The sequence below is a fragment of the Sporosarcina sp. resist genome (assembly GCF_014302295.1).
GTDB lineage: Bacteria > Bacillota > Bacilli > Bacillales_A > Planococcaceae > Sporosarcina > Sporosarcina psychrophila.
Window position 1 is genome coordinate 1650910 of sequence record NZ_CP060287.1, and the last position, 23699, is coordinate 1674608.

At 40.8% G+C, this 23699-nt stretch carries 20 protein-coding genes and 1 riboswitch; of the genes, 11 read left to right on the forward strand and 9 right to left on the reverse strand.

The window, feature by feature from the left end:
* Nucleotides 1-7 precede the first annotated feature (7 nt).
* Complete coding sequence (locus H7992_RS08370; protein ID WP_187047263.1) at nt 8-940, forward strand: metal ABC transporter substrate-binding protein; 933 nt, start codon at nt 8-10, stop codon at nt 938-940.
* Between the two features lie 165 nt (nt 941-1105).
* Here H7992_RS08370 and H7992_RS08375 read toward each other — a convergent pair whose 3' ends face one another.
* The 4 genes from H7992_RS08375 to tenA are packed head-to-tail and all read right to left on the reverse strand — an operon-like array spanning nt 1106 to nt 4245.
* Nucleotides 1106-2083, reverse strand: a complete 978-nt coding sequence (locus tag H7992_RS08375; RefSeq protein WP_255428624.1) for an ABC transporter substrate-binding protein — start codon at nt 2081-2083, stop codon at nt 1106-1108.
* Nucleotides 2080-2820, reverse strand: a complete 741-nt coding sequence (locus H7992_RS08380) for an ABC transporter permease (RefSeq protein ID WP_187047264.1) — start codon at nt 2818-2820, stop codon at nt 2080-2082. Before H7992_RS08380 ends, H7992_RS08375 begins: the two co-directional genes overlap by 4 nt.
* Entirely contained in the window at nt 2817-3566 is a 750-nt protein-coding gene (locus tag H7992_RS08385; protein ID WP_187047265.1) for an ABC transporter ATP-binding protein, read from the reverse strand. The genes H7992_RS08380 and H7992_RS08385 overlap by 4 nt, the downstream gene beginning before the upstream one ends.
* Nucleotides 3553-4245, reverse strand: a complete 693-nt coding sequence (gene tenA, locus H7992_RS08390) for a thiaminase II (protein WP_067207426.1) — start codon at nt 4243-4245, stop codon at nt 3553-3555. The genes H7992_RS08385 and tenA overlap by 14 nt, the downstream gene beginning before the upstream one ends.
* 107 nt (nt 4246-4352) lie before the next feature.
* Nucleotides 4353-4456: riboswitch (TPP riboswitch) on the reverse strand.
* 150 nt (nt 4457-4606) lie between these two features.
* Between tenA and H7992_RS08395 the strand changes: the two genes are divergently transcribed.
* The 3 genes from H7992_RS08395 (at nt 4607) to brnQ (ending at nt 10428) form a co-directional block, all read left to right on the forward strand.
* Complete coding sequence (locus H7992_RS08395; protein WP_187047266.1) at nt 4607-5764, forward strand: exonuclease SbcCD subunit D; 1158 nt, start codon at nt 4607-4609, stop codon at nt 5762-5764.
* Nucleotides 5761-8838: an AAA family ATPase gene (locus H7992_RS08400; protein ID WP_187047267.1), complete on the forward strand. Its 3078-nt coding sequence runs from the start codon at nt 5761-5763 to the stop codon at nt 8836-8838. Before H7992_RS08395 ends, H7992_RS08400 begins: the two co-directional genes overlap by 4 nt.
* 234 nt (nt 8839-9072) lie before the next feature.
* Nucleotides 9073-10428, forward strand: a complete 1356-nt coding sequence (brnQ, locus tag H7992_RS08405; RefSeq protein WP_187047268.1) for a branched-chain amino acid transport system II carrier protein — start codon at nt 9073-9075, stop codon at nt 10426-10428.
* A gap of 712 nt (nt 10429-11140) precedes the next feature.
* Here brnQ and H7992_RS08410 read toward each other — a convergent pair.
* From H7992_RS08410 to H7992_RS08420, 3 genes are all read right to left on the reverse strand, one after another.
* Nucleotides 11141-11803 carry a GntR family transcriptional regulator gene (locus H7992_RS08410; RefSeq protein WP_067207436.1) on the reverse strand — a complete coding sequence of 221 codons (663 nt, stop codon included), beginning with the start codon at nt 11801-11803 and terminating at the stop codon, nt 11141-11143.
* Between the two features lie 78 nt (nt 11804-11881).
* Nucleotides 11882-12469 (reverse strand): VanZ family protein, encoded by a 588-nt coding sequence (locus tag H7992_RS08415; RefSeq protein WP_082786518.1) that lies wholly within the window; start codon nt 12467-12469, stop codon nt 11882-11884.
* 15 nt (nt 12470-12484) lie between these two features.
* Nucleotides 12485-13003, reverse strand: a complete 519-nt coding sequence (locus H7992_RS08420) for a GNAT family N-acetyltransferase (RefSeq protein ID WP_187047269.1) — start codon at nt 13001-13003, stop codon at nt 12485-12487.
* 126 nt (nt 13004-13129) lie between these two features.
* Between H7992_RS08420 and H7992_RS08425 the strand changes: the two genes are divergently transcribed.
* The 6 genes from H7992_RS08425 (at nt 13130) to H7992_RS08450 (ending at nt 20036) form a co-directional block, all read left to right on the forward strand.
* Nucleotides 13130-13726 (forward strand): 3D domain-containing protein, encoded by a 597-nt coding sequence (locus H7992_RS08425; RefSeq protein WP_255428625.1) that lies wholly within the window; start codon nt 13130-13132, stop codon nt 13724-13726.
* Between the two features lie 179 nt (nt 13727-13905).
* A complete protein-coding gene (locus tag H7992_RS08430) occupies nt 13906-14487 on the forward strand; it encodes a 3D domain-containing protein (protein ID WP_187047270.1) in 582 nt (193 codons plus the stop codon).
* Between the two features lie 536 nt (nt 14488-15023).
* Nucleotides 15024-16688 (forward strand): ATP-binding protein, encoded by a 1665-nt coding sequence (locus tag H7992_RS08435; RefSeq protein ID WP_187047271.1) that lies wholly within the window; start codon nt 15024-15026, stop codon nt 16686-16688.
* Nucleotides 16681-17388, forward strand: coding sequence for a response regulator (locus H7992_RS08440; protein ID WP_187047272.1), 708 nt, complete (start codon nt 16681-16683; stop codon nt 17386-17388). Before H7992_RS08435 ends, H7992_RS08440 begins: the two co-directional genes overlap by 8 nt.
* 219 nt (nt 17389-17607) lie before the next feature.
* Entirely contained in the window at nt 17608-18945 is a 1338-nt protein-coding gene (locus tag H7992_RS08445) for a CitMHS family transporter (RefSeq protein WP_187047273.1), read from the forward strand.
* 365 nt (nt 18946-19310) lie between these two features.
* Nucleotides 19311-20036: an SDR family NAD(P)-dependent oxidoreductase gene (locus H7992_RS08450; RefSeq protein ID WP_187047274.1), complete on the forward strand. Its 726-nt coding sequence runs from the start codon at nt 19311-19313 to the stop codon at nt 20034-20036.
* Nucleotides 20037-20820: 784 nt separating this feature from the next.
* On the opposite strand, the gene H7992_RS08455 is transcribed toward H7992_RS08450, so the two are convergent.
* Together H7992_RS08455 and H7992_RS08460 are read right to left on the reverse strand one after the other, a co-directional pair.
* Entirely contained in the window at nt 20821-21408 is a 588-nt protein-coding gene (locus H7992_RS08455) for a tRNA 5-(aminomethyl)-2-thiouridylate-methyltransferase MnmM (RefSeq protein ID WP_067207456.1), read from the reverse strand.
* A complete protein-coding gene (locus H7992_RS08460; protein WP_067207459.1) occupies nt 21405-22364 on the reverse strand; it encodes a tRNA modification radical SAM protein MnmL/YtqA in 960 nt (319 codons plus the stop codon). Before H7992_RS08460 ends, H7992_RS08455 begins: the two co-directional genes overlap by 4 nt.
* A 146-nt stretch (nt 22365-22510) precedes the next feature.
* On the opposite strand from H7992_RS08460, the gene H7992_RS08465 reads away from it, so the two are divergent.
* Nucleotides 22511-23698 carry an MDR family MFS transporter gene (locus H7992_RS08465; RefSeq protein ID WP_067207461.1) on the forward strand — a complete coding sequence of 396 codons (1188 nt, stop codon included), beginning with the start codon at nt 22511-22513 and terminating at the stop codon, nt 23696-23698.
* Nucleotide 23699: the final 1 nt, after the last annotated feature.

Consider the following 23699-nt stretch of genomic DNA (forward strand, 5'->3'; position numbering starts at 1 on the left):
ATTGTGAATGAAAAAAAGTATGCTATTGTTTGCACTGATTGTTGTTGGAGTCTTGTTGTCGGCATGTAACCAAGGGGCGACTGCTCCAAAAGAGAAGGGTGAAAAACTGCAAGTCGTTGCGACGTATTCGATTGTCTACGATATTGTGAAAAATGTCGGGGGAGATTTGGTCGATGTTCACAGCCTTGCACCGATTGGATCAGATCCTCACCAATATGATCCACTTCCGGCAGATGTCGCTTTGACGACAGATGCAGATGTTGTTTTTTATAACGGGCTAAATTTAGAAGAAGGAAATGCATGGTTTACTAAATTGATGGAAACCGCTGGAAAAGCGGGGGAGGATGCGCCGGTATTTCGTGTAAGTGAAGGGGTTGAACCGATGCTCCTCAGTTCGAAGGACCATTTAGGGGAAGAAGATCCCCATGCTTGGCTTGACGTGCGCAATGGCATCAAGTATGTAGAAAACGTGCGTAAATCCCTGAAGAAAATTGATCCAGAAAATGCAGACATCTATGATGAAAACGCGGATGCATATATCACTGAACTCAAAGCCCTTCATGAAGAAATCGTGGAGAAAATGAACAAGATCCCAGAAGAACGACGGATACTCGTGACGAGTGAAGGTGCGTTCAAATACTTCTCCAAAGCGTATGATTTTAATGCAGCCTACATTTGGGAAATCAATTCACACCATGAAGGAACACCTGAACAGCTGACAACTATCATTGCAACTATCAACGAGGAAAAGGTTCAAGCATTATTTTTAGAAACAAGTATCGATCCACGTAGCATGGAGATGGTATCAAGGGAAACGAATGTGCCGATTAAAGGGAAAATCTTTACGGACTCTCTAGGGAAACCTGGTGATGATGGCGATACGTATGTGAAAATGCTAAGATGGAACGCAGACATGATTTATAGTGGTTTGAATCAATAACAAAATGATGAAGCAGCCAGGACTTTTTACTTCAAAAGTCCTGGCTGCTTTTTGGAGGAAATGGTTGTGTCGGTGATAACGCAATCCATGGCGGTGATAACCTCGTTTGAGTCGGTGATAATACAATCCATAACGGTGATAAACTCAGTATAAGCTTGTTTTTTGTTAGTCCATATTAATGAAAATCCCATCAAGATTTGCTTCGTTTTTCAATAAACCGGTTTCTGTCATCCAATCGGCAGTTGCTTGCCATGCCTGTTCATCCTGCTCACCAAACGTACCAGGTGCTGTCATTTTCGGAAGAAGAATCGAAAGTGACTCTCTTTCAACAACCTCGACGAGTGGGAAATTCGCTTCATCCTGGTATTTTAGCAAGATAGACAGCGCTTCTTCAGGATCTTTCTCCATATCATCAAAGGCTCTTCCGGCAGCGCGCCAAAATGCTTCGATGTTCTTTTGGTCTTTCTTCCAGGTATCGTCACTTGTCACAACAATAAGTTCATAAAACGAAGGTATTTCGAAGTCTGTCGGGTCAATATAGCCTGTTGGAAATCCTTCATATTCAAGTAGCGGTACTTCATGATTAATATATGCCCCGATAACAGCGTCTGCTTTTTTTGAAATCAATGCAGAATTTAATTCAAACCCCACATCGACCATGTTTACTTTACCGTAGTCTGCACCATCTGCTTTCATCATTGTTTCTAGTATTGCTTCGTTCAAAGGGATTCCTGAATAGCCTACAGTTTTTCCTTCTAGATCTTTTGGTGACTCGATACCACTTTCTTTTAAAAATGCTACGTGATTCAATGGCGAACGAACGAGAACGCCGACGGATTTAATGCCGATATTCTGTTCAGACTTTGCAATTATAACGTCAGGCTGATAGGTGATGCCCATAGTCACTTTTCCTGCTGCTGCAAGGTTAATAGGATCAGTCGGACTTGCGGGGAACTTGATATCCAGTTCAATGCCTTCATCTTTGAAATAACCTTTTTCCTCCGCAACATAAAGGAAGCTATGTACAGCATTAGGATACCAATCAAGCATGATACTTACCTTTTCTGTTTTTTCATTAGTATTGCACGCGCTGAGCAATAGAATTAGCGCAATACTTGTAAGTGATAATGTGATTTTCTTCAATTTTTAATCCTCCATTTTAACGTTCGATTTTCAATAATGGTCACGCAGATGAATAGACCGATTCCGACGGCACTCAGTACAAAGATGGGTGCGAAAACAGCTGCACCATCGAACTGCGTCATCATACGCCTACTGAAGTAACCAAGGCCTGCCTGCGCGCCTAACCATTCTCCGATTGCAGCGCCAATTACACTTAGTGTCACAGCGACTTTCATTCCAGAAAAGAAATGAGGGAGGGCAGTTGGTACGGAATATTTATAGAAAATATCCTTTTTTGAAGCACCCATCGTCAAAAAAAGTTCTTGTATATCTTTTTTTCCTGACGATAAACCATCGAATGTATTCACTGTTATCGGAAAAAATGTGATGAGCACAGTAACAGCAACTTTGCTCCAAATTGTGTAACCAAACCACAGTACAAAAATAGGTGCAAGCGCAATAATAGGAACCATTTGAGATGCAATGAGAATTGGATAGAGCGCTTTTCGTATGCCTGGACGGGAAGACATTAGCACTGCAATTGCTGTTCCTGAAATAATCGAAATGGCTAGGCCGATAATAATCGTCATCAAAGTAACCGGTAGATGTTTCAACAATAATACTTCCCTCAGTTCCCAAAAACGTATAAAAATTTGTATAGGGGAAGGGAGAATGAACGCTTTACCGTAAAGGCGTGCACCCAACTCCCAGATACTTAGAAATCCTGCAATGATTACTAAGGAAGCCGTATTTTTCACAGCGAAACCTCACTTCTGAGCTTGCCGATAAGCAGTTCTTTTAGCTCGAGCATTTCAGCGCGATGTAAATCGTTTCTTATTCGAGGTCTTTCAAGAGGCACTTCGATTTCCACGAATGAAGTGACAGGTTTGTTTTGCAACAGAAAAATACGGTCTGACAGAAACAGTGCTTCCTCTACGTCATGTGTGATGAAAAGGACAGTTGATTTGCGCTTTTCCCACAGATTGATTAGCCACTCTTGCATAGCCAGTCGGGTGATGGCGTCGAGTGCTGAAAACGGTTCATCCAACAATAGTAGGGAATTGCCAGAAAGAACAGCGCGTAAGAAAGCGACGCGCTGCTTCATTCCACCCGAAAGTTCTCCTGGATAGTTATCCTCTGTTCCACCAAGACCGAACTCTTGTAATAATGGTTGTACTTGTTCCTTGGCGGCCTTCTTATCTAATCCGGCTACTTCAAGCGGAAGACATGCATTTTCTAAAATGGTTCGCCAAGGCAGTAACAAATCTTGTTGTGGCATATAGCCGACCTTTCCAAGGCGCTGAGTATTTGGATTCCCTTCAAGAGAAATGGTACCCCCTGAGGGTTCATCTAATCCGGTTACAAGACGAAAAATCGTACTTTTACCGGAACCGCTAACACCAATTATCGAAATAAACTCACCGGGAAGAATGTTGAATGACAGATTATCGAGTATGCTGTTGCCTGATTGGTACGTGAATGAAACACCGTCAAACGATAGCATTTATCATTTCAACTCCAGGCCACATTTGTTTTGTATTTGCCATATCCCAAAACATATATTCATAACGAGTTGTATTGAGGAAAATCTCCTCGAGCTTTAACAGTTCATGCTCCGGTTTTCCTTCTGCTGATTTGTTCATTAAATCAATACACCAGCCCGCAAGTTCCTTGAATTCATCCGAAGAATACATCTGAATCCAATCGCCATATAACGAGTGATCGGCAGCACCTGGAATAGCATTTAGCTCCTTACCGATTTCCCAGTAACTCCATGCGCAAGGAAGCAGAGCAGCCATCACTTCCGCAACCGTTCCATTTTGACAGACGTGTAACATGTAGTGCGTATACGCAAGTACAATTGGTGACGGCTTAGCGTTTTCAAGTTCCTGTTCAGAAATGCCGAACCGCAGTGCGTAGCTTCGATGCAGGGCCATTTCCTTGTTCAGCGTCCCATCGAGTAGTGTCGCGAATTTGCCCATCGTTTCCAAGTCGTCGGCTTTTACAGCCCCGATCGCAAACAGTTTTGCATAATCAATCAAATACAAGTAATCCTGTACCATATAAAACCTGAATTTATCCGGATCAAGCGTCCCATCGCCAATTCCTTGTACGAACGGATGGCTATGATTCTGTCTCCAGATTGGTAACGTCTTTTCTAACAAACGGTCAGTGAACTTCATGATTCCAACACTCCCTTTGTATTCTTGAAAACCAAAAAACCCACTCCTTGAAGAAGAAGTGGGTTGTAGACAATCAAAAGTATCCCGGAAAATAGACCGGCAGAATTATTGTGTCAGCACCTCTTCCTTACGCTGGTATTAACCAGTTCAAGTTATAAGGGTCAAGGCACATGCCTCTCTCAGCTCTGTTAGAGCACCCCTAGCGGTGGATCATATGAAATTGGACTCATCCCCATTATAAGCATATTAAAAATAGAAGGTCAACCTTAACTTTGCGAAAAGTTAGAAAGGAATGTATGTTTCCTTTTACGAGAATTATCCTGTAAAGTAGAAAGAAAAAGTGTTGAAGGGGGAAATGAATTTGAAATTTTTCCATACAGCGGACTGGCATTTAGGCAAGCTCGTTCAAGGTATATATATGACAGAAGGACAGCGTTATGTGCTTGATCAATTTGTAGAGGCAGTCGAAGAAGAGAAGCCAGATGCGGTCGTTATCGCAGGCGATTTGTATGACCGTGCGGTGCCACCTACAGAAGCGATTGCACTACTTGACGAAGTGCTTGGAAAAATTACTATGGAACTTGGAATACCTGTCCTAGCGATTGGAGGAAACCATGATAGCCCGGGACGCCTCCATTTTGGAAGCGGATTGATGCGAGTAAATGGCTACCATATTGCAGGTCAGATGACGAAAGTAATCGAACCGGTCGTTTTGTCAGATGATTACGGTGAGGTTCATTTCCATCTCGTACCATTTGCGGATCCTTCTGTTGTAAAACATTTGCACGAAGATGAAACGATTGTGAACCATAACGATGCGATGAAGAAAGTGACGGCAACTATCCGTGAACAAATGGCAGAGGGGGTCCGACATGTATTTGTTGGACATGCTTTTGTGACACCTCACGGAGAAAGTGAAAATAACACGAGTGACTCCGAACGACCGTTGGCAATTGGTGGGGCAGAATATGTGTCGGCGCATCTTTTCGAAGGATTTAATTATACTGCACTTGGCCACCTACATCAGGCACATTATGTGTTAAATGAAACAGTGCGATTTGCGGGTTCGCCAATGAAATATTCGATTTCAGAAGAACATCATAATAAAGGGTTTCTAATTATCGAACTTGATGCTGCAGGGCAGGTATCTGTTGAGAAACGGGAGTTGAAGCCAAAGCATGATATGCGGACGGTTGTAGGGACGATGGAAGATATTTTGTTGCACCCAGTAAGTGAGGATTATGTTTTTGTTAAATTGCTAGATGAGACACCGGTTTTATTCCCGATGGAAAAAGTACGGTCAGTCTATCCGAACGCGATGCATGTTGAGCGTAAAGTGCTCATGCTGACCGCAAATGCGGTTGATGAACAACGTATGGAACATGGGAAGCATGATGATTTAGCACTCTTTAAAGCATTTTACGAAGAGATGAAAGGAGAAGCGGCAGACGTAGAAACGGAGACCCTCTTTTCAGAAGTGCTCCATGAAGTTATGCACAAGGAGGGGACACAGCTGTGAGGCCAATTCAATTAATGATGACGGCATTTGGACCATATAAAGGGACGGAAACGGTCGATTTCAGGGAATTGAAAGACAATCGACTCTTCGTTATTTCAGGAGCTACTGGTGCGGGGAAAACCACGATATTTGATGGGATTTGTTTTGCGCTATATGGTCAGGCGAGCGGAGAAGATCGAACGGATAATCGTGCGATGCGAAGCGACTTCGCAGACGACGCAGTTCAAACGACCGTTGAATTGACGTTTGACATTCATAATCGAACGTACCGCATCATGCGGCAAATACCGTATGTCAAACAGGGGAACAAGTCCGAAACGTCTGCGCGCTGCGAGTTCTATGAACTGACGGAAGACGGGGAGGTACCACTTGTCGACAGGCAGATTGTATCTGAAATTAACAAGAAGGTAGAAGAACTAATCGGCTTTACACAAGCACAATTCAGTCAGATTGTTATGCTGCCGCAAGGAGAGTTCCGAAAGTTTCTAACGTCTGATACAGAAAATAAAGAAACAATCATGCGGAAAATATTTAAAACAGATAAGTACCGTGAAATAGTGGAGCAGCTAAAAGGGAAGAAAGACAGCGCACAAGCGACTCTGACGAAAGAGATGCAACAGAGCGAAGGACATATTGGACAAATAGCGACCTTACTGCCCGAGCGTGAGTCATCGGTCTTTACTGTTCTGGCGAATGAACATTACAATGTGAATCAAGTCGTTCAAGGATTAGAAGAAGAATTTGCGTTTTATCAAGACAAGACGGTTGTTGTTAAAAAGAGTTATGACGAAGTTTATGCAAAACATACAAAAATGCAAGAAATGTACCAGGCTGCGAAAAGTATGAATGAACGTTTTATTGAACTACGTCAAAAAGAATTATCGTTAAATAAGTTAACGGAACAGTTGCCAATTGTGGTACAAAAAGAGCAACAAATAGCCGACGCAGAGCGAGCTGTTTCAATCGGTGAACTTGAGATGCAATTACTCAATTTGAAAGAAGAAACTGCCGCAAAAGCCGATAATCTTAAGAATGCGAAGGAAGCAGTCCAGATAGCAGCAGAAAAAATGGAACTTGCTGGAGAGCATTTTCGAGTGGAAGAAGCAAGAAAAACTGACCGTGAAAAGCTGACGGAAAGTTTGATTCGACTAAAAGATTTCCTTCCGGCGGTTTCAAGTTTGGCATCGAAGGAAACTGCTCTTGATGTGATGAAAAAGGAAAACAATCATTTGGAAAAAGAACTTGAGAAAACCGTTAGAATGACAGATGAAGAAACGAAGAACTTGGAAAAAGTGAAAGTAGAAATCGAGATGTTTGAAGTGGGACAAGTTCAGTACGATGAACGTATCGATCAACTAAATGAAACGATTGAAAAGTGCAAACTACTGGATGAATTCATTGCGATTCGAAATCGGATACACGTATTGGAACAAGGAAAGAATGATCACGAGGCGCGTTATGAGAAAAGTAAATCGGAATACGATGCAGTAGAACAACTTTGGCTAAATAACCAAGCAGCTATGTTGGCTGAGTCTTTAAAAGACGGGGAATCCTGCCCGGTATGTGGGAGTGAACATCATCCCGCTAAATCGCATAAAACAATTGAAGTAACCATTTCAAGGGAAAAGCTGGAAGTGGAGAAAGAACGGCTGAAAGAAGTCGAGGGGCAATTCCGAACCGCGGCTATTACCTACCAAAATACAATCGAGCAGTTAACTGATAAAGAAAATGAAATGAAGCGGTTAGCTATAGAAAAGGATAATAATAATTTACATGAGGTAAAACAGAAGCTAGAAGCGGAAGTGGCTAAGCTTCGCGCAGATCGAAAATTGCTTGTTAATCTGAAAGTGGAATTGAAAAAGAAAGAAGTAATTACAGCGCAAATCGTGGCGCAGAAAACTGAAATGGAACGTGCATTGTTTCAACAAAAATCGTCCTATGATACACAACTAGCCCTGTTTAACATGACATTACAAACGATACCCGAAGATGTACGGGTACTAGCCACGCTTCAGGAGCGGATTGCTGAAACTGAAAAGAAAAAAGAAGAATTAGATTACGCTTGGGAAGTAGTCCAGAAAGTGCGTGAGGAAACGAGCGAGAAGCTGGGGGCGGCGAAAGTAGCAGAAATTCATGCTGGGGAAACCTTGGAAGAAGTTGTAGGGAAGAGGGGGCAGGCGGAAAGTAGATTCAAAAAAGCATTAGAAGAATTGGCATTCCCAACAGAACAGGCTTATCGTGAGGCGAAAATGCAAGAAGTTGACCGCATTTTGTTGAAAGAAAAAGTGGCGGTATTCAAACAACAACTTTATAGTTTACGCGATGCAGTAGGGGAGTTACGGGTACTGCTTGAAGGAAAAGAAGTGGTGGATTTGAGCGATTTGGCAACGAAAGTGGCCAAATTGAAAACTGATTATGAAGCCGCTCTTACTGACTATAATGCTTCTTCAGAATATGAAAAAAACGCATTCAGTTTGAAGGAGAAACTTGTACAGTCATCCGTAACAGTGATTGAACTTGAACGAATATATGGGAAAATCACAGACCTTTACGATATCGTAAGAGGACAGAACGGTTTGAAGTTGTCATTCGAACGCTATATTCAAATCGAATACTTGGAACGTATTATCCAATCGGCGAATGAACGTTTGAAAGAAATGTCGAATGGGCAGTTTGTCTTAATCCGCAGTGACCGTCAGGAAGTACGAGGGAGACAAAGTGGACTGGGTCTCGATGTATATGATGCTTATACAGGGCAAACACGTGACGTGAAGACATTGTCAGGTGGCGAAAAGTTCAATGCCTCTCTCTGTCTAGCACTTGGTATGGCAGATGTCATTCAAAGTTTCCAAGGTTCGGTGTCAATTGATACGATGTTTATTGACGAAGGATTCGGGTCACTTGATGAAGAGTCGTTGAACAAAGCAATTGACACATTAATTGATCTGCAGAAATCAGGTCGTATGATTGGCGTCATTTCTCACGTTGAAGAACTGAAAGCTGCATTCCCTGCGATTCTCGAAGTGAAAAAAGCAAAAGAAGGCCATAGTCACACGAAGTTTACTATTAAATGAGTTAATCTTATGTCCGTTTGCATGTTCGATCATGCAAACGGACAATTATTATATCGAAAATAGTATTATGATTTGTTTATTGTTAATATATCAGAAAAATCAATGTTTTATTATTCTTTTTAACATAATAAATTGCCATTATTATATTGCATTTTGTAAAGGAAAAGAGTATTATTAATTCAGCGATATATTGCATACGTGTAATGTTATTTACATCAAGGGGGAACTGAAGTTATGCAAAAGAAGTTATCATTTTCATCGTATCTTGCCATTGGCTTGATGCTATTCGCACTATTTTTTGGAGCAGGAAATCTTATTTTTCCAGCACAGCTTGGGCAATATGCTGGAACGAACATGTGGCTAGCTGTTCTTGGGTTTTTAATTACTGGAGTAGGGCTTCCATTTCTCGGCATCTTAGCGATGGGCTTCTCGGGGAGTCAAAATTTACAGCAACTTGCAAGCCGGATACATCCAGTTTATGCAGTTGTTTTCACATCACTTTTATACTTAACAATTGGTCCATTCTTCGCCGCACCACGTACAGGTGCAGTCGCATTTGATATTGGAATCTCTCCGTTTATTAGCGCGGAATATATGCAGATTGCTACAATTATCTTTACTTTATTGTTCTTTGGTCTTACATTGTGGTTATCATTAAATCCCGCGAAAATCGTTGACCGTGTAGGTAAAATCCTTTCACCAGCACTCATCGTACTTTTGTTCGCTTTGTTGGTTATGGTTATTGTAAAACCAATGGGTGTAATTCAATCACCGCAAGGCGATTATACAAGCGGAGCGTTAATAAAAGGTGTTATGGAAGGTTATAACACAATGGACGCACTCGCTTCATTGGTCTTCGGGATTATCGTCATTAACGCAATCCGCTCGATGGGTGTGACGAATAAACGTGAAATTCTAATGGCGACAGCAAAAGCAGGTGCGATTGCGACTACATTCCTTGCGATTATCTATGTAGGAATTGCTTACTTAGGGGCGACGAGCACAGAGTTATTTGGACTCTTTGATACGGGCGGACCTGTATTAAGCGGTGCATCATCTCATTATTTGGGGACATTTGGATTGGTTATGCTCGCTGTAGTAATCCTACTCGCATGTTTGACTACGAGTATCGGACTGATTACTGCATGTGGTGAATATTTCAATACAATTATGCCGAAAATTAGCTACAAAGTTTTCGTTATTTTCTTCTCAACATTCTGTTTCGTTATCGCGAATTTTGGATTGGCGAATATCATTACGTATTCGATTCCGGTATTGATGTTCTTGTATCCGTTGTCAGTCGTTTTAATGATTCTGACATTCCTGTCACCGCTATTCAACCATGCCCGTGTAGTGTATGTATCAGCAACAGTCGTTGCATTTATGATTAGTATTATTGATGGATTTAAAACACTTTGTAAATCACTTGAGATAGCGTATTTTGATTGGTTAGCCCCAATTATATCCTTTTATGATCGTGTACTTCCTTTCTATGAGGAAGGGCTTGGTTGGCTTTTACCGGTACTCGTTGTCATACTAATAACCGGAATAGCCGCACGCATTCGGAAAAAACCTACAGTAGAATTATAATAAAAAGCCGGTTCCTCACTGAGGAACCGGCTTTTTATTATACTTTGACGCGTCTGTTGATTAACTATTTATTGTCATAAAATACTGGTGAGTAGGGCTTGGAAAAATCCATTTTCACCGGATCATTTCCGGTTCGCTTTCGGCGAATTATTCATGACATATTTACCGAGGGGCAAGTGTGGCTAGAAATTGCAGTTCATTCCGCCTAGGTAATCCTGTTACGAATAGTTGCCTGTCGCGTTCCTACAACATTCAAGTGAAGTATAAAGCTACTTTAGAAAAAAGAGGACTTTTATAAATGTTGTAAGTGACCAAAGATACAATTTCAGTCACTCTAGTACTTAGTACAATGCGTTCCTTGCTTACTTTTAGTAAAGAATATGCATTTTATCATGCGATGGACTATAAGAAAGTGACCCTTCCTTAACTAAAGAAGACTCGACTATGGAGAAGGCTTCAGCCGCCAAAATTGCATCTTTGGCGGCTTTTATCCAGATAAGCAGTCCCGCTATTCTTTCGTCCCGAAAAGCTTTAGCGCTTAGTGTACTTATCCATTTGGATTGCGAAGGATGAATAAGTGCCCTACACATCAAGACATCTCGGTAATCTTATAGAGGTTCTCCGATCCAAAGCAATTCAAACATAACTGTACACAAAGCGTCTAGTGTTTGATCAAGTTATTTACTGTTTTTTGGGTTAATCAATACATGTGTTAATTTGATTTGAGAGAATGAAATTCTTCAATCGCACGTAGCCAGTTTCCACTCATAATTGAGGAAACAGCTATAGGATCCCGTTCTTTCATTGAATTGATAATTTTATCATGCTCATCAATCGATTTTTCAGTTAAGATAATAGAGTTATGGAAGAATAATCTTCTGACATGTGCTTGAAGTGAAGCGACCATAGTTATGATGTATGGATTGTCCGCTGCGTCAACGATAATCTGATGAAACTCTTCGTCGATTTTTAAAGCAGAAAAGTAATCTTCAGTATAGACTGCATGGGCAAATATTCTATTCGTACTTTCAAGTAAGGCGATCGTCTCTTCTGTCAGCTGCGGGATTGCAAGTTCAGCGGATAAGGCTTGCAATGCTGCGAGGGGGGGAAGGAGGTCTGTGATAGATTCTTTATCGACTTCCGTTACTTGCGTTGCCTTCCCAGGATACATTCTCACAAACCCTTGCACTTCAAGTAATTGCAACGATTCACGAATAGGTGTCCTGCTAACCCCGAGCGCCCCGGCAAGTTCTGTATCGTTTAACTTTTCACCTGGATGTAATGTGCCATCTATAATCCATTGCTGGAGTTGGTTAAATGCATTTTCCTTTGCGGAAATTCGAAGTGGCTTCGTATGATCTGTCGGTACCGGCATTTTGAATCACCATCCTGTATTTGTCATTATTGCTCTAGTATACAATAAAGTAAGGTCAGTTGGAAGATATGCAATATATTACGAGTGAATTTTTCTGTTTTTAAAAAGATGGTTTGTCTTCGGAAAGCGTTTTTTCATAACAATGTACACGTAGTAACCAATCATACTACCTAGTGTGTTTAACCATAAATCATCAATATCGCTACTTCTGGCTTGGGACAACTGCGTTATTTCGATAAAAAGAGATATGCTTAACCCAATCAAACAAACTTTCCAAAATCGATTGAATTTGCTCCATAATAAAGGAATCATAAAACCAATGGGCATGAAAATGCATATATTACCTAAAAAATTTATAATAAATGGCTGCCAGAAATTCAATTCCGTAATGGCATAATAATTATCTTGAAAAACCCTGAAAGGAATAAGATTTACATTCGAAAATGAGCGTGTAACGACCGGTCCTGTATAAAGAAACGTCAGGATTGTTTGTGAAAATAACGCCGTCATGAATAATAAAAAGATGACAACACCAATTTCATGGTAGACATGAAGTTTCACGTATCCGCGTATTTTATTGTAAATGATGCGGGTGATGAGGATGATTGGCAAAGCGATGAATAGATAAGGAATCATTTCTGCGATATACCCTAAGATTGTAGTCATTAAATCCACCTTATTTTATGTAATGTCGCGCTTATATTTCAGAGAGATATCTTGATCCTCTTTAGAAGTTCCATATGCAAGTTCTTCATGCTGGAAGATGAATCCGCGAGCCTCATAGAAGGGAATGCCATAATGGTTTCCTTTGGCGACGGAAACCCATTGTTCATTTGCGCCATACGTATATTTCTGTATTTTAGTAAAGAAGTCGAGAAGTCGTGTGCCAATACCCATTCCTCGCATTAAAGGGTCTAAATAAAAGACATATACTTCTCCCGCAGTTTTACTAGTCATTCCGCCGCCAATAGCACCGACGATTTTTCCATTTGACTCAGCAATGAAATAACCGTGCCATTGTTCATTAATAGAGACGATTTCTTGCTCAATACGTTGCACGCTGTAATATTGGTCAATTAGTTTAGTAATATAATCCTTGGAATAAAGCTTGTCGTATGTAAACCATTGACTCGTTATAAGTATGTCAGTTATGGCCGCGGCATCGTTCCTTGCCGCTCTACGAATAGTAATCGTATTCATTGCAGACACCTCTTTGCATGTAATAATACACATACTGATTGTAATGGTAAAGACAGCTTTCTGTAATGTTCCTGTAATAGTCGATTGCTATTATAAGTATAGACTAAATAGCAGGGAGTAGAGTAATTGAGAAAATTATTAATGACCCTCATTCTTACGATTGCATTATTGGTCAGCGGAGCAGATGTAAGCTGGGCAGCATCGCCAAATTACACAGTTAAAAAAGGTGATTCGTTATTCACGATATCTAAGATGCATAACGTATCCATTTCCAAATTAAAATCATGGAACAACTTGAAGTCAAATATAATTCAGCCGAACATGAAGCTGAAAGTCGCTTCTGGGGCAAAAGTAGTTAAAAAAGCAGCAGCACCGAAAAAAGTGGTTAAATCAGTTGCGAAAACACCATCTCGATCCGATTCTGATAATGTTGTCAAAGAATTCACTGTTTCGGCCAGTGCATTTACGGCCAATTGCAATGGATGTTCAGGAGTAACAAAAACAGGTATTAATCTGAAAAGTAACCCGGATGTCAAAGTCATTGCTGTTGACCCAAGTGTCATTAAACTCGGAACTAAGGTATATGTGGAAGGCTACGGATATGCAATCGCCGGTGATACGGGAAGCGCAATCAAAGGAAACAAGATTGATGTATTTTTCCCGACAAAAGAGGCAGCGTATAAATGGGGTCGTAAAAACGTGATGATAAAAATACTGAATTAAATGATAAAGCGCCAACTTTCCGATTGGAGGGTTGGCGCTTTTTATGCGTCGATTTACAGTCAAAGTGTGCACTTAATCTTGCTTGCTCTTTGTAATGAAAAAGACAACTCGTTGTAATGTTATTGTCATACAACTTGGGCAAGCTGTCTCCTGAGAATAAAATACAAGGAGACGAGTAAATGAAAAACATACTTTTGACATTAATCCTGACGATTGTCTTATTAATTAGCGGAGCAAATGAGGGTTTCGCTTCATCAGCAACGTATAAAGTCAAAAAAGGCGATACATTATACAAAATCTCTCAAATGCATAATACAACAGTAGCGAAATTGAAGTCGTGGAATAATTTGAAATCGGATCTCATTTTCCCGAATCAAAAACTTAGTATCGGTTCAAACGCTAAGAAATCTAAGGAAGCAGCTGATAAGCCCGCATCAAAAGCTGTATCACGGTCAACGTCTACGAATGCCGTCAAAGAATTTACCGTCTCGGCAACTGCATATACAGCTTATTGTAATGGTTGTTCCGGTATCACAAAAACGGGCATAAATTTAAGAAAAAACTCAGATCTAAAAGTGATCGCCGTCGATCCGAATGTTATTAAACTTGGAACGAAAGTACACGTAGAAGGGTACGGATACGCGATTGCTGGTGATACTGGAGGAGCGATTAAAGGAAATAAAATTGATGTTTTTATACCTACGAAAAGCGAGGCCTATAAGTGGGGGCGAAAAAATGTCAAAATAACAATAGTCGAATAATCACTATCAAAGCTTGCCTGATCGATTAGGCAAGTTTTTTTTATTGTCTAGGAAATCATGAAATCTCGTACTGTGGATAAGTTGTAACGTAGAGATTTTACGTCTAGACTCCAGCGCCTAGCCCCTCGAGTCACTTCTGGCCTGTAGGTAAAGGCAAAGAGCGCTTGTCGGGGCTGAACAGGCGCTTACGCTTTTGTTCTTGAAAGGATAAGTTTTTAGATTTGGAACAGTGTCTAGACTTCAGGCGTTAACCGCTCTAGTCATAAGTAATCTAGCTATGTGTCAAAGAACGCCACGTTGTGCTTGCAAGGATACAGGTATGCAGTCGTTGCGACATGATGTCGCGAACTTAGACTGCCTTCCCTTTTGTCCGACTTATACCTGTCGCGTCTTAAAGGGAACCTTTCGCTTTTCTTATTGAAGTAAAGGAGTATGAAACATAAAATGTATAATACATATCGGTACATTGCTATTCATAGCCCTGTCTGCTATATTTCGTATTCACCTATTAATCGAACTTTAAGGAGTTTCAAGCAATGATCTATTTCCAAAAAAGTGACATAAAAAATCCCCATATCAAACCAAATGTAACAGTTAATTTGAAATTGAAAATGATTCTTCTCATTGGTATATTAATCATCGCAATCGTCTTGGTCATCGGGGTCTTTATGAATTATTTTATATCTGATATGTTAGAAACGCAGATGGGAGATCGGGCGCTCGGCGTTGCTGAAAGCGTTGCACATATCCCCGAACTGGTTAATGCATTTAAGGATGACAATCCTGCGTCAATTATCGGTCCGATTATTGCACCAATTCAAGAGGTGACTGGCGCTGAATTCATCGTCATCGGAAATGCGGAAGAAATAAGGTATGCTCACCCTATAGCCGCTAAAGTCGGAGGGAAAATGATGGGGGAAGACAATGAGAGGGCATTAGTGCGTGGTGAATCGTACCTCTCAAAAGCGATCGGCTCATTAGGCAGCTCATTAAGGGCGAAAGTACCCATTTACCTTGACGGGAACATTGTCGGTGTCGTATCTGTCGGTTTTTTAGCTAATGATATGCAAACTATAATCCATAACTATAATAGTCAGTTATGGATTGTCTTGTTGCTCATTGCAGGAGTTGCAGTTATCGGTGCAATCATCATTGCATCGTATATTAAAAAAGTATTATATGGATTAGAACCAGAGGAAATAACCCATTTGCTGATCCAAAAAGAAACGATTCTTCAGTCGACGCATGAAGGGATTATTGCATTAAATCAAAATGGAATGATCACGATGATAAATTCTGCTGCACAACTTTTATTATTCGATAAACAGATTGCATCAGATTATTACGTTGGTAAAAAAATACAAGAAGTATCTCCAATTGAACATTTATCCGTGTTGTTGAATGACGTAAACGGGCTATCTGATAAGGAAATAGTGATAGGTAATAATAGTGTTTTCATAAACACTGTTCCAATCTACTTTGAACAGCTGTTCATCGGGACGGTATCCACTTTTAGGAACAAGACTGAAATTGAGTCGTTAACGAAGGAGCTGACTCGGGTTAAACAATACGCAAATGCATTAAGGGCCCAAACCCATGAATTCTCAAACAAGCTACATATGATACTCGGCTTACTACAACTGGGAAAGAAAAAGGAAGTTATTGATTATATTCAAAAAGAAAGTAACTTGCAAAAAAACTGGATTCGTATATTGATAAGGAAAGTAGCAGATCCGCTAATAAGTGGAATTTTATTAGGGAAATTAAATCAGGCGAATGAATCAGGTATAGATTTGGTAATTCACCAGGATAGTATATTGGAAAATCAATTATCTGAGAAGAAAAGTGAGGTGTTATTGACAACAATAGGGAACCTAATTGATAACGCAATGGACGCAGTGAAAAAGAATCCTTCCTCAAACCGAAAGATATCGATTTTTTTCACTGATATAGGTGATGATATCATTTTTGAAATAGAGGATTCAGGAGAAGGAATTACTGAGAAGCTAGCTCAAAAGATATTTGAACAAGGATTTACTTCGAAAGAAGGCACGAATCGTGGTTTCGGGCTTGCTTTGACGAAACAGCTAATAGCCGAAGTGAATGGAGCACTCTATTTAGAAGAAGGAGAGCTGGGAGGAGCTTGTTTTGTTGTCTCCATACCGAAAAATCCACGTGAAGGGACAGAAAAAAATGCGTGAAACAATTCAAGTATTAATAGTGGAAGACGACTTTAGAATTGCTGAAATAAATCGTCAATCCGTCAATCGGGTAGATGGGTTTACTGTCATGGAAGTTGTTAAAACTGCGGAAGAAGCATTGATTTTATTGCGGAACAAAGCGAAGTTGCCACATCTAATTTTATTAGACGTCTATATACCTGATACCGAAGGATTGAGTCTGTTTTGGCAATTACGAAAAGAGTTCACTGAAATTGACGTCATTATGGTGACTGCAGCTAAGGAGGTAACGACCATTGCTGAAACGTTACGTGGCGGAATTTTTGATTATATTGTGAAACCTGCAGATTTCATCCGTTTTGAACAGACGTTGAAACGTTTCAGTAATCAGCACGTCCTTTTGACTTCAAGGGAAGAGCTTGAACAAGATGAAATCGATTGGTTGACAGGTTTGCAAACATCCCAAAAGATTGAAACTGTTGCGATAGGAAAGTTACCGAAAGGAATTGACCAAATTACATTAGATAAAATAAAAGATGTTATACAGGCAACCGATAATTCTGGCGTTACGGCAATGGACGCTGGCAAAAGAGTGGGGGTAAGTCGATCAACCGCAAGACGTTATTTAGAGTATTTAGTGTCGGTTAAGGAAGCAGAAGCACAATTAAAATATGGAGACATCGGGCGGCCTGAACGAAAATACATACCGTGGACAAAATGAACAAAACACACAGAAAGATCAATAATGTTTTTACTTAATTAAACTTATTTTTCTAACCTCTTTATGATAAGTTTCTGAGTATAGAAAACTTTGGAAAAGAGAGGGATCATTTTGTCTGTCGAAACAAATTTTCAATCGTTGTGAAAATTGATGTATCCGCTTACACTATGTGAACTTCCTTTTCATTAGTAAACAGCCGTTTACTAGAAGGAGGAAATTATGCTTAGTATTATTGGTTTATTTACAATACTCATTGTTGTTGTGCTACTTATAAGTGGCAAAGTCTCTCCAATTGTAGGGCTAGTACTTGTTCCGATAGTGGGGGCGTTCAGTGCAGGATTCAACTTCGAACAAATTGGTGAGTTTTTCACAAGTGGAACGCAATCTGTCTTCAGTGTTGCTGTCATGTTCATTTTTGCGATACTGTTTTTCGGAATCATGCAGGATGTAGGGGTATTCGACCCTCTCATTGATAAGATGATATCACTTACTCGTGGAAATGTTATTGCAGTGGCTGTTGGTACTGTCATCATTGCTGCAATCGCTCATTTGGACGGTTCAGGAGCCTCGACGTTCCTAATTACAATCCCCGCTTTGCTCCCGTTATATAAAAAGTTAAAGATGAGTCCCTATTTGTTGCTCATGTTGGTCGGAACAAGTGCAAGTGTAATGAATATGGTTCCTTGGGCTGGCCCGTTAGGAAGAACCGCGGCAGTGCTTGATATGGATGTCACTGAACTGTGGAGACCACTCATTAAGATTCAAATAATCGGCCTAGTATTATTAGTTGTTTTGGCAGTTTTACTTGGACTTCGTGAAAAACGTCGCATCGCGAAAAACATATTAGCGGATGAAAAATCCATGTCCGTAGATGACTCACTTGAATTGCCGGTAAATGTTAATCAGGGTCAAGATACGGTCGCGGAAAAGTTATTGAGCCGACCAAGGTTTTATTGGATAAACGTCATATTAGCAATCAGTGTAATCGGTGTTTTGGTCTGGGGCGTAATTCCAGCTGGATTCGCATTTATGATTGGGGTCAGTATTGCTTTACCTATTAACTATCCTAATATACAGGACCAGATGTCGCGCATAAAAGATCATGCACCAGGTGCGATTCTTATGGCAACGATCATTTTGGCCGCAGGTTCGTTTTTAGGTATTCTAAATGGGACGGATATGTTGAATTCGATTGCAAAAGATCTTGTGACTGTTTTGCCCGCATTCATCATTCCATATTTGCACATCATCATAGGAGTGCTCGGTGTTCCATTCGATTTACTGCTAAGTACGGATGCCTATTATTTCGCATTGCTTCCGATTGTCGATCAGGTTGTAACTGGTTTTGGAGTATCTTCACTCTCTGTCGCTTATGCTATGATTATCGGAAATATCATTGGAACGTTTGTCAGTCCTTTATCTCCGGCTCTATGGCTTGCACTAGGATTGGCAGGGCTTGAAATGGGCCGTCATATCCGTTATTCATTTATGATGATGTGGGGTTTCAGTGTTGTTCTATTGGCAATCGCTATTGTGATCGGTGTTATTAAAATCTAAGTTTAAAATTGAAAAATAATTTTCCTTCGGGGAAGTTGTTTTTTTGTTGTTTGAATAGTTTTCGAAACTGACTGGGTGACTGTGATTCAGTCAATTCGGATGATACAATAAAGAAAAAGATGAGTGGGAGTAGTAGTCTCGGAAATAGATTTCGATATATTTGTGCTCATAAAAAATTTGGAGAAAATCGAGCTGTGCTTTCTGAACGAGTCATTAATCGTCGACTGTAACAATGAGGGGAATTGATTCGGGACCAATCTCTCAGAATTAAGGGATGCTATCCAATTCATAGAGTAAGTACAGGAGCCGTTAAAAAAGAACGATTTCAAAGAATGGTTGAAATACATGCAGGAGGGGTGGAATAAATGAACGTCTATATTATTACAGGTGTGTCAAAAGGGATTGGATTTGAACTTGCAAAGCAGCTAGGTAGTGAGGGGCATTTCGTTATCGGGATTGCACGCACTATAAGTAAACTAGACGGTGTAAAATTCATTAGAGCAGATCTTTCTGAAACGGAGAAACTGGAAGCGCTAATGGATGAGTTAATCACTGTTTCCCCACGAGAAGCGGTGTCATTCACACTTATTAATAACGCTGGCATGGTTGATCCTATTGGAATAATGGGTGCTATAAATGCGGAAGATATAACAAAAGCAGTAGCATTAAATTTGACGGCACCAATGATTTTATCCAATACATTTATTGGGGCTTTGAAAAACTTCAAAGGAGTGAAGCGAATCGTCAACATCTCATCTGGAGCAGGCCGCAATGCGTATGAAGGATGGGGAGCATATTGCACAACGAAAGCGGGACTTGATCATTTCTCGCGTGTTGTCGCACTTGAGCAGGGGAGCGCGGAACACCCAGTAGACATCGTTTCTATCGCGCCGGGGATTATAGATACTGGAATGCAGGAAACCATTCGGGGAAGTAAGGAAGAGGCATTCCCTCTCCTTGATCGTTTTATAGACTATAAGGAAAAAGGGTTGTTAAGCAGTGCTGAACAAACTGCTGGCCAATTAATTGCATTTATGGTGAATGAAGACTTCAAAACAGTAGGTGCGATTGCTGATTTACGGGATTTTTGACACTGAAGTTAGAAGCGAGCAAATAGCGTTGCGTCCCGATCATATAACTGGATTGCCGATCAAATAACATTGCGTGTCGATCATATAACTGGATTGCCGATCAAATAACGTCGCGTGTCGATCATATAACAAGTTTGCCGATCAAATAGCATTGCGTCCCGATCATATAACTGGATTGCCGATCAAATAACGTTGCGTCCCGATCATATAACTGGATTGCCGATCAAATAACGTCGCGTCCCGATCATATAACTGGATTGCCGATCAAATAGCGTTGCGTCCCGATCATATAACTGGATTGCCGATCAAATAGCATTGCGTCTCGATCATATAACTGGATTGCCGATCAAATAGCGTTGCGTCTCGATCATATAACTGGTTTGCCGATCAAATAGCATTGCGTCCCGATCATATAACAGGTTTGCCGATCATAAAGCATTGCGTCCCGATCATATAACTGGATTGCCGATCAAATAACGTTGCGTCCCGATCGTATAACTGGATTGCCGATCAAATAGCGTTGCGTCCCGATCATATAACTGGTTTGCCGATCATATAGTGTTGCGAACCAATCATATAACTGGATTGCCGATCAAACAGCGTTGCGAACCAATCATATAACTGGATTGCCGAGCATATAGCGTTGCGAACCAATCATATAACTGGTCTGACCGATCATATAGCATGTGTCCCAAGCATATAAGCTGTTCAATCAATCAGAAACTAAAAAACAACAGAAAAAAGGTTGCCCCTGATTTTATTTCAATCGAGCAACCTTTTTTTGTCATTCAACTAGTTTTACTGTTATAAAATCCTTCATCTTTTCCATCGCTATCAAAAACGGGGGATTATTTCGCTGATTGATCATTTCATATCGAATGACATGGACATCAGCCTGGTGTAAGTTTTTTACATAAGCCAGAAGTGCATCCCGCTCTTCTCCGCCACCTTCATGTCCATCATAGACAGCAACCGCTATGATACCGCCTTTTTTCAGCAACCCAAGCATTGTATGGATTGCTTTGATTGTAGAGTCGGCTTTTGTAACAATTGACAAATCTTCACTATGCGGCAAGTAACCAAGGTTGAACACGGCGCAGCCAATTTGTCCGCTAACATATTTTTCGACGTTTGCATGACTATCCAATATTAGTGACACGCGTTCACTTAAATTACCGAGTCGTTCGGCTGTTGAGTCGAGTGCTGCCTGTTGAATATCGAATGCTAAAACATGTCCATTTTCACCGACGAGATCAGCTAAAAAGAGTGTGTCGTTGCCGTTGCCGGTAGTTGCATCAACAACGGTTTCACCAGCATTGACTGTTTCACTAAATAATTGTCTTGCGAAGGGAAGAATGCGATGTAGCTTCAAATCAATTCTACCGCCCCTGCATAATGTTTCCCTTGCCAGCTGTCACGACGTTCGAGTTCTTTGTCTATGCCATTCAACACTTCCCATTTCGTGACGCTCCACATTGGGCCAATCATTAATTCAATTGGACCATCACCTGTAATGCGGTGGACAATCATTTCTGGTGGAAGAATTTCAAGTTGGTCAGCAACTAGGTCAATGTATTCTTGTTTCTCCAAGAATTCAAGTTGGCCTTTTTCGTATTGTTTCACCATTGGCGTTCCTTTAAGTAGATGAAGAAGATGGATTTTGATGCCTTGAACATCGAGTTTTGCAACTTCACGTGCCGTTTCCATCATCATGTCATAATCCTCAAGCGGTAAGCCGTTGATGATATGTGTGCAGACACGAATACCGTGTTTGCGCAATTTCTCGACACCTTCAACGTAGGATTTGAAATCATGTGCTCTATTGACAAGGTTTGCCGTTTTTTCGTGGACAGTTTGTAGGCCAAGTTCAACCCATAAATAAGTTCGTTCATTCAGCTCAGCTAAATACTCGACAACATCGTCAGGTAAGCAGTCTGGACGAGTTGCGATTGATAATGCAACGACGCCTTCTTGCGCTAATGCCGCTTCGAATTTTTCTTTTAACTTTGGAAGCGGGGCATGCGTATTTGTGTATGCCTGGAAATAGGCCATGTATTTGCCATCTTTCCATTTCTTGTGCATTCTTTCGCTGATTTCTGCAAATTGGACGTCGATTGGATCGACGCGGTCCCCGGCGAAATCTCCAGATCCTGCAACGCTGCAAAATGTACAGCCACCGAAAGCAACAGTGCCGTCCCGGTTCGGGCAATCAAATCCAGCGTCAAGCGCAACTTTCATTACTTTGAATCCGAATTCATCTTTTAAGTGACGTGACCATGTATGATAGCGTTTCCCTTCAGTAGGGAAAGGTAAGTTTAATTTATCCACTTTATTCACTCCTCTAACAGCTAATTGTATCATGTTTTTCCGTACTGGCATCATCTGAATTATGGAACTTATTTTATGGGTCTTGTCTGAATGTAGAAAAAGTCATACACTTTTACTGACTTTATATATGGACGGAGGCGTAGGGTATGCCTAAAAAAGTATGGCTTCTCGTGATTGGAATGTTCATTAATGTCATGGGAAACTCGTTTCTATGGCCGCTAAATACGATTTATATGCACGATTATTTAGGGAAATCGCTTTCTGTCGCTGGACTTGTCTTGATGGCTAATGCAGGAGCTGGTGTCGTGGGCAACTTGCTTGGCGGTTATTTATTTGACCGGATAGGTGGATTTAAGTCTATCATGGCTGGAATCATCATTTCAATCATCGGCCTTGTTGGCCTTGTATTTTGGCATGACTGGCAACCATACATCTGGTTTTTGACGCTTCTAGGTTTCAGTGGGGGTCTTATTTTTCCAAGTATGTATGCGATGATGGCGACGCTTTGGCCGGAGGGCGGCAGGAAAGCTTTTAACTCGATTTACCTGGCCCAAAACGTCGGTGTGGCGATTGGGCCAGCCTTAGCAGGACTTGTCGCTTCGGTCAGTATTGACTATATTTTCCCTGCGAATTTGGTATTTTATGTGGTCTTTTTCTTTATCGCTTTCTTCGGTTACCGCAAACTTGAAATTGCACCTGATCGTCACACAAGTGTCATTAAGGAGAATAAGAAAATTCGTCAAAAAGCACCTTTTTATGCGCTACTTATCATTTCAGGCGGTTATCTGATTATGTGGCTTGTCTATTCCCAGTGGATGACGACAATTTCTACCCACTCATTATCACTTGGTATTTCATTGAAACAATATAGTTTGTTATGGACGATAAATGGATTGCTGATTGTGATTGGACAACCAATCATTAAGCCAGTCATCTCTAGGTTGGAAAATAAAATAAAAACGCAAATAATTATCGGGATTGTTATTTTTAGTATTTCTTATATTGTAGTCAGTTTTGCAGCTTCATTTACAATGTTCATTGTTGCAATGGTGATTGTGACGTTTGGGGAAATGTTTGTCTGGCCGGCTGTGCCGACCATTGCGAGCCAACTTTCTCCTAAAGGAAGGGAAGGCTTTTATCAAGGAATTGTCAATTCCTTTGCGACAATGGGGCGGATGTTTGGGCCATTTATTGGAGGAATTCTTGCAGACCAATATGGTATGCAAGTGATGCTATTCATATTGACAGCATTTATGATCATTCCAATCATCACTAGCTTGCTATACGACCGGCCCATTAAAAAAGCCGGCTATCAACCGGAAAGCCGCTTATAGG